Annotated in this window: 8 protein-coding genes; 7 read left to right on the forward strand and 1 reads right to left on the reverse strand. The window is 62.5% G+C overall.

Translation table 11 applies throughout. From position 1 onward, the window contains the following. Nucleotides 1-225: 225 nt before the first annotated feature. Both ACIQ42_RS10140 and ACIQ42_RS10145 read left to right on the forward strand, forming a co-directional pair. Nucleotides 226-921 (forward strand): TorF family putative porin, encoded by a 696-nt coding sequence (locus ACIQ42_RS10140; protein ID WP_397422079.1) that lies wholly within the window; start codon nucleotides 226-228, stop codon nucleotides 919-921. A 172-nt stretch (nucleotides 922-1093) separates the two neighbouring features. Then, nucleotides 1094-2977, forward strand: a complete 1884-nt coding sequence (locus ACIQ42_RS10145) for a polysaccharide biosynthesis protein (protein ID WP_397422080.1) — start codon at nucleotides 1094-1096, stop codon at nucleotides 2975-2977. 42 nt (nucleotides 2978-3019) lie between these two features. Here ACIQ42_RS10145 and ACIQ42_RS10150 read toward each other — a convergent pair whose 3' ends face one another. Further along, nucleotides 3020-4873, reverse strand: coding sequence for a phosphoenolpyruvate carboxykinase (GTP) (locus ACIQ42_RS10150; protein WP_397422081.1), 1854 nt, complete (start codon nucleotides 4871-4873; stop codon nucleotides 3020-3022). A gap of 314 nt (nucleotides 4874-5187) precedes the next feature. Here ACIQ42_RS10150 and ACIQ42_RS10155 point away from each other — a divergent pair, with 314 nt between their 5' ends. The 5 genes from ACIQ42_RS10155 to ACIQ42_RS10175 form a co-directional block, all read left to right on the forward strand. Beyond that, on the forward strand, nucleotides 5188-5790 hold the full coding sequence (locus tag ACIQ42_RS10155) for an RNA polymerase sigma factor (protein ID WP_397422082.1): 603 nt from the start codon (nucleotides 5188-5190) through the stop codon (nucleotides 5788-5790). Nucleotides 5791-5887: 97 nt separating this feature from the next. Beyond that, a complete protein-coding gene (locus tag ACIQ42_RS10160; RefSeq protein WP_397422083.1) occupies nucleotides 5888-6874 on the forward strand; it encodes a FecR family protein in 987 nt (328 codons plus the stop codon). Between the two features lie 48 nt (nucleotides 6875-6922). After that, nucleotides 6923-9328, forward strand: coding sequence for a TonB-dependent receptor (locus ACIQ42_RS10165; protein WP_397422084.1), 2406 nt, complete (start codon nucleotides 6923-6925; stop codon nucleotides 9326-9328). Between the two features lie 90 nt (nucleotides 9329-9418). Continuing rightward, nucleotides 9419-10255, forward strand: a complete 837-nt coding sequence (locus ACIQ42_RS10170) for a glycosyltransferase family 2 protein (RefSeq protein ID WP_397422085.1) — start codon at nucleotides 9419-9421, stop codon at nucleotides 10253-10255. A gap of 80 nt (nucleotides 10256-10335) precedes the next feature. Then, nucleotides 10336-10675 (forward strand): GDP-mannose 4,6-dehydratase (locus ACIQ42_RS10175; protein WP_397422086.1); only part of this gene is annotated, 340 nt, incomplete at its 3' end.

Consider the following 10675-nt stretch of genomic DNA (forward strand, 5'->3'; position numbering starts at 1 on the left):
GCGGGCTCGCACTTGGGATTCGCACCCCTGGTCGCGCGCTGACCTTGAATTGCGAATGATTTGCGACTAAAACTTCAGCACTGCGACGACAAGGATGCTTAATAAATTATCAGCAACTTTGCCCCTTCGCTGAACGCTGCCCCTCCCGTTGATCTGAGGGCTCCACGTACGACCATGACTTTACCGCTGGCCTTGGCCGGTCGGAAACATAAGGGGATAAAACCAATGAGAACGCTCAAAATCGCGCTCGCCGCCACTGTTGCATCATTTGCCATGGCCGGCGCTGCGGCCGCCCAGGACTCCGGCCCGAAGTTCGCCTTCAACGTCGGCGCCAACAATGATTACGTTTTCCGCGGCATCAGCCAGACCGACGAAGACCTGTCCGTCTTCGGTGGGGTCGACGCCAGCTTCATGGACATCGGCTATGCCGGCGCCTGGGTGTCAAACGTGGATTTCGGCAATGGCACCAATTTCGAGTATGACCTGTACGCTGGTGTGAAGCCCGTCGCCGGTGCGATCACCTTCGATCTGGCCGTCTTTTTCTACGGCTACGCGGGTTCGCCCAACGGCTCGAACCAGGACTACTTCGAGGGCAAGATCGCGGCCTCGGTCCCGGCCGGCCCCTTCACTCTGGGCGCCGCGATGTTCTACTCGCCCGAGTTCTTCGGCAAGACCGGCGAAGCTGTCTACACCGAGGTCAACTTCTCCACGGCGATCCCGGACAGCAAGTTCACGGTTAATGGCGCGCTGGGTTACCAGCAGGTCCGGGGCGACCTGGATTACGGAACCTGGAACGTCGGTGTCGGCTATGCGTTTACCGATACCCTCAGCGCCGACATCCGCTATCATGACACCGACCAGCACGGTTTCGGCAAGATTTACGGAAGCCGCGTCGTCGGTGGCCTGAAGTTCACCTTCTAGGCCCCGAACCCTTGATCTAGACGATCAGAAAAGCCGTCGCAGACTCGCGACGGCTTTTCCATTTTCCGATTGGGCCAGTGTATCGACCCCGCACGAAGCTGGATTAAGGATGTTGGTCACAGACTGGCCGAGGGCTATGGTTAGGAATCGCATTTCCAGAGGAGTGTAACAAATGGAGCGTATGGCCGCCCGCGCCCAGACGATCCTGCTGGATATGCTATTGGCAGCGATCGCGTTCGCGCTTGCGTTTTTCGTGGCCCCAACCCAACCAGAACTTGGATTCGGTCAGGATGGCGCCCTTTCCTTCTTCCAACTTTGCGCCATGTTCGCGGCCCTCGCGGGTATCTTCAGCCTGATCTTCCAGCGCGAGCTGTCGCCCTGGCGCTATGTTTCAATTCCTGACGCACTTGTACTGGCACGCTGCGCTCTGCTGACGGCAGGGGTGTTTCTGCTGGCCGTATTCGTACTGGATCGCGCCGAGGGCCTCCCGCGTTCGACCCTGGTGATGGCGCCTCTGCTCCAGATGTTCATCTGCATGGGCGCTCGTATCGCGCGCCGCGCGCAGCACGAGAACGCGCTGGAGAGTTTCTCCCCATTGCAGATGGCGTCCGACCGCGCCTCGCCCGCTTCGTCGCTGCTGCTGATCGGCCCCTCATCTCTGGCTGACACCTATCTGCGCGGCGTCGCGCGCAGCCATGACCACCCCTATGCCCCTGTCGGCATCATTGGCACAGACCGTCGCGAGGTGGGGCAGCAGGTCCGGGGCGTCTGCATTCTGGAGGCCATCGATCGCCTCGACGAAGCCCTGGCGGAGGAGCCAGGCAAGCTCAAGGGCCTGACCGCAGATCTGCTTGGCCGCCTCAAGAACGATGGCATCCGGCTGCTGCGCCTGCCTTCAATTGTTGAATTGTCCCAACACGATGGCGTCACCCTTCTGCCCATGCGTGACATCAACATCGAGGAATTGTTGGCCCGCGAGCCTATTGAGCTCGACAGGCATGCGGTCGGAGACCTCATCCAGGGTCGCCGCGTGTTGATTACCGGCGCAGGTGGTTCCATCGGCGCTGAACTTTGTCGACAAGTGGCCAGCTTCAACTGCGCGCGCCTGATCCTGCTCGATTTCTCCGAGACCGCCCTATTCGAGATCGAGCGGGAAATTCGCGAGACCTTTCCCAGCATCGCGATCAAAGCCGTGTTGAGCGACGTCCGGTCGGCCACCCGAACGACCGCCATCTTTGCCCGGGAACGTCCCGAGCTGGTTTTCCATGCTGCGGCCTTGAAGCACGTTTCCATGGTCGAGCGACATCCGACCGAGGGCATCCTGACCAATGTCATCGGCACCTGGAATGTCGCAGAGGCGTCGCGGGCCTGCGACGCCCGCCAGATGGTTCTGATATCCACCGACAAGGCTGTCGATCCCACCAACGTGATGGGCGCCACCAAACGTTTGGCCGAAGCCGTCATCCAGGCTCAGCAAAGCACGGGCGAAGGCTGCCGCTTCTCCGCCGTGCGATTCGGCAATGTGCTGGGCTCGTCTGGTTCGGTGGTGCCGATCTTCAAATCCCAGATCGAACGCGGGGGCCCGGTCACGGTGACCCACCCCGAAATGACTCGTTTCTTCATGACAATCCCGGAGGCGGCGCAACTGGTGCTTCACGCCACTGCCACCTGTCACGCCGACGAGCGTCGCGACTCACGACTGTTCCTTCTCGAAATGGGTGAGCCGGTTAGCATCATGGATCTGGCGCAGCAGATGATCGCGTTGTCGGGCCGCCGGAGCATCGATGTCGAGATCACCGGCCTACGACCGGGCGAGAAACTGACAGAAGCCTTGCTTGATGAAACTGAACGAGCCCTTCCCTGCGCGCCCAAGGTGATGGAGGTTGTTTCCAGCTCAGCCCTGCGGGTGATGCCCACTCACCTCGAAGCGCTGGCCGCGACCGTTGAGTCGGGCAGCGATGAGGATATCCGCAACGCCCTCTTCGACCTCGTCGGACAGATACGCGGCGAGAAGCCGGGAGCCCAACCGACCCTGCGAGTAGTGTCGGGAGGCTAAAGCGCAACCATCGACCGCAAATTTCAGCGAAACTTGCCCAGGCTACTCTGCGGCAACAACACGTTCTGGGGCAGCAGCCGCCTTCAGACGCGTCACCAACGCTTCATACTCATTCCAGAGCGCCTTGGGCGTGGCCTCACCGAACCGCTCGTAGAACTCCGGGATCAGGGCTGCTTCCTGCAACCAGATCGCCGGATCCACGGTGAGCAACAGGTTCATCTGCGCTTCGGTCATGTTGAGGCCGGAGGTGTCCAGGCTGGCCCGGGTCGGCACGCGCCCAATAGGCGTGTCCACAGCGTCAGCCGTGCCGTCCAGCCGCTCGGTGATCCATTTCAGCACCCGGCTGTTGTCGCCATAACCAGGCCAAACAAACTTGCCCCGCTCGTCCTTGCGGAACCAGTTGACGAAGTAGATCCGGGGCAGCTTTGCCGCGTCATGGGTCGCACCCATCTTCAGCCAATGAGCAAAGTAGTCGCCCATGTTGTAGCCGCAGAATGGCAGCATCGCGAACGGGTCGCGGCGCAGTTCTCCAATGGCGTTTTCCGCCGCTGCCGTGCCTTCCGAAGCGACGTTCGAGGCCATGAATACGCCGTGCTGCCAATCGCGGGCCTCGGTCACCAACGGCACAGCAGAGGCGCGGCGTCCGCCGAACAGTATTGCCGAGATCGGCACCCCAGCCGGATCCTCCCACTCAGGCGCGATAACCGGCGTCTGGGCAGCGGGCACCGTGAAACGGGCGTTCGGATGCGCGGCGGGCGTATCGCTGTCCGGCGTCCAGTCGCGCCCCTGCCAGTCGATCAGATGCGCCGGCGCTTCCGGTGTCAGGCCTTCCCACCAGACATCACCGTCATCGGTAAGGGCCACGTTGGTGAAGATCGAATTGCCCCAGAGCGCCTCGATCGCGTTCTTGTTGGTCTCGATGCCGGTACCGGGCGCCACACCGAAGAAGCCGGCTTCCGGGTTGATGGCGTAAAGCCGACCGTCCTGACCGAACCGCATCCAACAAATGTCGTCGCCGATCGTCTCGGCTTTCCATCCCTTCAGGGTCGGTTCCAGCATCGCCATATTGGTCTTGCCGCAAGCGCTGGGGAAGGCGGCTGCCACAAACTTCGACTCGCCTGCGGGCGACGTCAGCTTGAGGATCAGCATGTGCTCGGCGAACCAGCCCTCATCGCGGGCCATGACCGAAGCGATGCGCAGTGCAAAGCACTTCTTGCCCAGTAGCGCGTTCCCGCCATAGCCGGAGCCGTAGGACCAGATTTCCCGGCTCTCGGGGAAGTGGACGATGTACTTGATCTCGTTGCAGGGCCAGGTGACATCTTTGACGCCATCCACCAGCGGCATACCCACCGTGTGCACGGCAGGAACAAAGAAGCCGTCGTCACCGAGCACGTCCAGCGCACCCTGGCCCATCCGCGTCATGATCCGCATGGATACCGCCACGTAGGCGCTGTCGGTGATTTCAACACCAATCTGGCTGATGGCAGACCCCAAGGGGCCCATACAGAAGGGCACCACATACATCGTGCGGCCGCGCATGACGCCCCGGAACAGGTCCGTCAGGTCCGAACGCATCTCGTTCGGGTCGAGCCAGTTGTTGGTGGGGCCGGCGTCTTCCGGCTTCTCCGAGCAAATGAAAGTCCGGCTTTCCACGCGGGCGACATCGCGAGGATCCGAGGCGGCATAGAACGAGTTCGGGCGCTTTTCGGGGTTCAGTCGCTTGAGCGTGCCAGCCGCCACCAGTTCGCCCGTGAGCCGGTTCCACTCGCCTTCCGAACCATCGCACCAGACCACCTGGTCCGGTTGTGTCAATTCGGCGATATCACGCACCCACCGGATCAGTCGGGCGTGTTTCGTCGGCGCACTTTCGAGTCCCGGTACGGTCTTCAGGCTCATTTACGGCAACTCCTTGGGTCCCAAACCGGCACAGAGGCATCCCCTCGCGCGCACTCGCCGTGGGAATTCCATAGTTCGTCTGCAGGGGCCGGGCCAGCACCAAGGCCCCTGCAGTCGCGACAATCTACGCATCCCCTGTGGAAATGGCTGCATTCAGGGCATGCTGGCTCAGTGCTACTGCTTAGCGAGACGTGTTTCGAAACGAATCGCTTCACGGGACCAATTCCTGTGCCTCGCAGATTTGGCGCAAACAGCGGAATAGGGCATGAGTAGGCAGCGCTTTAGTTTTGTTCGGCCATGGAACCCTTGATCCCTTGCCCGCTCGCCCGTCGAAGCCCGACTGCCACAACAGCGGCGTCATCGGCATGAGCATGGTCACCGGACATGACCGGGCGTCGCGCCCGACAGACCCGCTCCTGGAAATCTATCTGGAACGCAGGACGAACCTCGTGCGTTTCTTTGCTGCGCGTACGGGTTCGGCCGCCACGGCAGAGGATCTGGCGCAGGAACTCTATCTCAAGTTGGCGACGCGCGACCCGAACGCCCTGATGATCGAGAATCCTGTAGCGCTGATCTATCGGGTAGCGACGAACGTCATGCTCGACCGGGTGCGCGGCGATACGCGATCCAGCGCGCGCGAGGCGGCATGGCGGCGGGTGGCTCACGCCTCTATAGGCGAGGATGACATAGCCATTGAGCCGCCGGCGGATGAAGCGGCCGCGTCTCGTCAGCGCTTGCGGCAATTGGTTGAGGCCGTTTCAGGCCTGCCACCACAGATGCAGCGCGCTTTTCGGCTTCACAAACTGGAGGGCCGCAGCCATGCCGAAACGGCCCGCATCATGGGCATCTCGGTCAAGTCAGTAGAAAAGCATATCTCCGCCGGACTGAAGAACGTCACCCAAAGGTTGATCTCTTGATCTACTCAAACTTGTATTTTCCGATGGGGGGGCGACGCGGTTCGGCGACGTCTATGCATCTGACAGGCGGTCGCATGCGGCAGCCTTGGAAGGGTGCATGATCAAGACCTGGCGACAGAACGACGAGGCGCGCTGCGAAGACGCGGCGAGTTGGGTCGTGCGTCTTGAAGCCGGTATCTTTGGAGATGCGGAAGCAATCGCCTTTGACGCTTGGCTGTCTTCTTCGCCTGGCAATGTTTCGGCGTTTGATCTGGCGATGAGGGTTTCCCAACAAGTCGCCGCCAATGCGGAACCCATCGCTCAGGGTCTGTCCGCGAAGCGATCGATCCGGCCGGCGCCAGATCGCAGAATGGTCGTTGGCGGCTTCGGGATTGCTGCAGCGGCCGTTCTGGCCGTTATGGCGGCGCCCCAGTTGATCTCGTCGACCAGCACCGAGACCTATGCGACCGCCAAGGGTGAACGACGCTCCGTGACGTTGGCCGACGGGTCAAGGGTCGATCTCAATGCTGGCACTCGCTTGACGGTATCCCTCTCGCGAAGCGCCAGGACAGTACGACTGTATCAGGGCCAGGCCGTTTTTGACGTCGCCCATAACGCGGAGCGACCCTTTTTTGTCACCGCCGGCGACCGTACCGTGCGCGTGGTCGGAACCCAGTTCGACGTACGACGCCGGGAGGGCAAACTGTCCGTGACGGTGGCGCGGGGCGCCGTTGAGGTCCGTCCGGCTGAGGGTGCATACGGCAAGGCCTACCGTCTTCGCCCGGGTCAGCGCCTCGATCATGTTGAGGGTAACGCCCGAACGCTGGTCGTGAAGGCCGAAGCCTCCGAAGTGCTGGCCTGGCGGACAGGACGGCTCGTCTACAGAGAGCAACCGCTGTCAGAGGTCATCGCCGACCTGAATCAGCAGTGGTCGACACCGATCCGCATAGATGACGCCACCCTTGGGGCGGTCCCGGTTTCCGGCGTTCTCGTACTGGACAATCAGGACGCAGTAATTCGACGCTTGGCCTTGCTGGTTCCGATAAGCGCGGTACGTTCGGACGCAGGTTTGATCCTGCGGCGTGATAGGACGTCGGATCGCTAATGAGGACCTGTTATCATAGCCGGGCGAAGCCTGCTTTCGCAGACTCTATTGAGCGGCGTTGCTCTCGCCTGCGTGGCGGGACGCGCTGAGGCCGCCGACTCTCGCTTCAATCTGGCGATCCCGCCGAGATCCTACGCTGATGCCCTGATCGATCTGGGGCTACAGACCAACGTTTCCATTCTGGGAACTGCATCATGCGGGGCCGGAGGCGTCACACGCCTTCGAGGCCGCTTCACGCTTGATGAAGCCTTGGCCCGCTTGCTCGACGACGCGCCCTGCCGCTACCGGATTGTTGACACCCGCACTGTTCGGATAACGGCCAACCCTGTGGCGGTAGCCCAGCCCGCCCCCGCTCCTGTCGAACCACCTCGGCCGCCGCCACTCCTTGCCGAGGTTGTGGTCACCGCCACCAGGCGCCCCGTTGCCATGGATCGCCTGCCTGCCGGCGTAAGCGCCATTTCAGGGCAACAGATCGCCGCAACGGGCTCGGTGGACATCGGGCGCACCGTGGGACAGCTGGCGGGGGTTCAGACGACGAACCTCGGTCCCGGTCGCGACAAGCTGCTTGTTCGAGGGCTGTCGGACGGCGCCTTTACCGGCCGCACCCGCTCAACGGTGGGCACCTACCTGGACGAGGCGCCGATCAACTACAATGCGCCAGACCCCGATCTGAGACTTGTAGACCTGGACCGGATCGAGATCATCCGCGGCCCGCAAGGCGCGCTCTACGGGTCCGGAGCCCTGGCCGGAGTCTATCGCATCGTCACACGAAAACCGGAGCTCGAGAGCATGTCAGCCGGCCTTGCGGGCTCTCTCTCCGCGACCAATGGCGGCGATGAAAGCTACGAGGTCGACGGCTACATCAACGTGCCGATTGTTCCAGGACGGCTCGCCGCCCGACTCGTCGCTTATGATGATCTCCAGGGCGGATACCTCGACAACATCAACCTGGGCCTCGCCAACGTCGATCAGACCCGCCGTAGCGGGGGCCGTCTGGCTCTCCGCGCGCAGATCTCGAACGCCTGGCGGATGGACATCGCCGGCGCTGTCCAGAATCTGCACTCCAACGATACACAGTACGTCACCGTCGCCGGCAGTACGGCGTCAAGGCCTTCTGCAGGCGCCCCGCCTCCCGTCCGGACCAACAGCGTGCGTGAAGCCCACAACAACGACTTCACCTACGCCGGAGCCACCATCCAGGGAGACTTCGACTGGGGCAGCCTCACCTCATCGGCCAGCTACGTACACCACGTCTATTCAAGCCAGTATGATGCTTCCGCGACCCTTGCCGGCAATTTCGTTGTCCGCACTGGCGATATTGGCGCCTATTTCGAGGCCGCCAATGCCGACATGCTCATCCAGGATCTCATGCTGCGCTCGCCGGGCGCCGGGCGGTTCAACTGGCTGGTCGGGGTCTACACTGCGCGAACCGTAGAGCGGACCCCCTCCTCGCTGAAGATCCTTTCGGTGGGCCCGCTGGTAACCACCGCCTACGCCGAAAGCCGCAAGGACCGACGGTCAGAATATGCCTTCTACGGCGAAGGGGTCTATGATTTCGCGGACGGGTGGAGCGCAACGGTCGGCGGGCGCATATTCGAGAATCGCGTGCATACGAAGTCGGATGTGGCGGTGACTCTCCCGTACGACTCCAGATCTTTTGATCGCACGCGCACTTTCCAGGGGTTCTCTCCCAAGATCGCGCTCCAGAAAGAGTTCCAGTCCGGTGACCTGATCTATGCCCTGGTGAGCGAGGGATACCGATCCGGAGGGTTCAACTCCAGCGGACTGTTCGCCATCGCCGCGCGTCGCGCGACCTTCGCGCCGGACCGCCTGCGCAATTATGAGATCGGTGCGAAGTTTCGCCGGCTTAACAATCGCCTTAACGTTCGCGCGTCCGTTTACGTCAATGACTGGTCCAACATCCAGACCGACCAGTACCGCCCCTCCGGCCTCGCCTACACGGCAAATGTCGCCGATGCCAGGATCGTGGGACTCGAGGCTGAAGCCAGCTACGATTGGCCCTTCGGTCTCTCCCTGCAGGTCAACGGACTGTTCGCGGACTCCCGCATTCGCAACGCCAACGCCGACTTCGCAGCCCAGGTCACCGGAGCGCTGCCAGGCGTGCCCAAAGCCTCCGGCGGCCTTCTGGCCGTCTATCAACGGTCGCTTACCGATGATCTCGCCCTGCGCCTGATCGGTGAAGCCAACTACGTCGGCCCCTCGTCTCTCAGCTTCAACGCCAGTCTCTCGCCAAAGATGGAACAGTACCTGCGCGCTCGCCTTTCGGTGGAGATCGCCGCCGATACCTGGCGGGCCACCGCCTTTGTCAGCAACCCGTTCAACGACACTGGAGATACCTTCGCCTACGGCAACCCGTTCAGCTTTGGACAGTTGCGCCAGGCCACCCCGCAACGCCCCCGCACCTTCGGTGTGCGATTCGCGACCAATTTCTGAACAAAAGGTAAAGCTTGGCTGGGGGGCAGGTCCAAGGGGCGGCGTCTAATCCATGACGAGCTCCGAAGCGGAGCGCCCGAGAGGTCTACCGTGGTTAAGTTGTCGGCCGTTGTCTGTGTCCAAAATCAGGAAGCCCAGCTTTCGGATTGTCTGCGCAAGCTCTCGTTCTGCGACGAGATCGTGGTGGTGGCAGACCGCTGCACCGACCGTTCGCAGGAAATCGCCCGACGCTACGGCGCCATCGTCATTGACGGTATCTTCCCGCTCGAGAGTCACCGGCGGATGGCTGGCGTCGAAGCCAGCTCCAGTGAGTGGGTGCTCGAGGTTGAGCCCGAGGACCGCATAGACGCCGCCTTGGCCTGGGAGATCCGCGCAGTGCTTCAGATGCGGCGCGCCGGTGATTGGTACGAACTGCCGATCGACAACTATATTGGCGAGAGCCTCGTCCGAAACGGCTGGACCGGCGTGCTGAGTGCAAGACGAGAGCCACGTCTCTACAAGCGCGGCCTGAAATCGTGGGATGCTGGACGCGTGCGGACGCCAGTGGCGATGGCCGGGCAATCGGGAGGCGCCCTGACCGGGGCGATCCGGCGTCTGCTGGGACGCGACGTCGGGAGTCTGATGGAACGTCTCAACCGGTTCACCGCACTGCGTGCCGAGGACGTGGTCGACACCGGTCGTACCGCTGGCCTGGCCATGAGCTTGGGTCAGGGTATTGGCGAACTGGCCCGCAGCTATCTGGTGCAGGGAGGTTGGCGCGAAGGGCGTCTTGGCCTGATGGCCGGTCTGCTGTCGGGAATGTCGCCTCTGATCGTCCACCTGCGCGCACGCGATGTCGCGGACGGACGTCGTCTGGCCGCAGAACAGGCCATCGAAACGACCCAGCCGGCCACACTGCGCCGGGTGGCAGGCCTCAGCGGGCGTTGACCCTTAAGGCTCCGGCAACGGGGCTCGCTCTAGAGAGCGTCTGAAGGGCTTCAACGCGGCGCCCGTCGGGAGGCGTGGCCTTGACGATCCTGGTTACCGGTTCAGCGGGCTTTATCGGCTTTCACCTGTCCCGGCGCTTGCTGGAGGCTGGTGAGGCGGTGGTCGGCCTGGACAACCTCAATGCCTACTATGATCCGGCGCTGAAGGCGGCCCGGCTGGCGATCCTCGAGCGCCATTCCGGCTATCGTCACGCCAAACTGGATCTGGCCGACCGCGAGGGCATGGCTGGCCTGTTCGCCGAAGTGAGGCCTGACGCAGTCGTCAATCTCGCCGCCCAGGCGGGCGTGCGCTACAGCCTCGAGGCGCCCGAGGCCTACGTGGACTCCAACGTCGTCGGCTTCCTCAACATCCTGGAGGGCT

It is taken from the genome of Phenylobacterium sp., from assembly GCF_044372605.1.
Taxonomy (GTDB): domain Bacteria; phylum Pseudomonadota; class Alphaproteobacteria; order Caulobacterales; family Caulobacteraceae; genus Phenylobacterium.

Excerpts from the sequence above, each read along its gene's own strand:
- ACIQ42_RS10140 (WP_397422079.1), top strand. The coding sequence starts at position 226 with ATGAGAACGCTCAAAATCGCGCTCGCCGCCACTGTTGCATCATTTGCC.
- ACIQ42_RS10150 (WP_397422081.1), bottom strand. The coding sequence starts at position 4,873 with ATGAGCCTGAAGACCGTACCGGGACTCGAAAGTGCGCCGACGAAACAC.
- ACIQ42_RS10145 (WP_397422080.1), top strand. The coding sequence starts at position 1,094 with ATGGAGCGTATGGCCGCCCGCGCCCAGACGATCCTGCTGGATATGCTA.
- ACIQ42_RS10160 (WP_397422083.1), top strand. The coding sequence starts at position 5,888 with ATGATCAAGACCTGGCGACAGAACGACGAGGCGCGCTGCGAAGACGCG.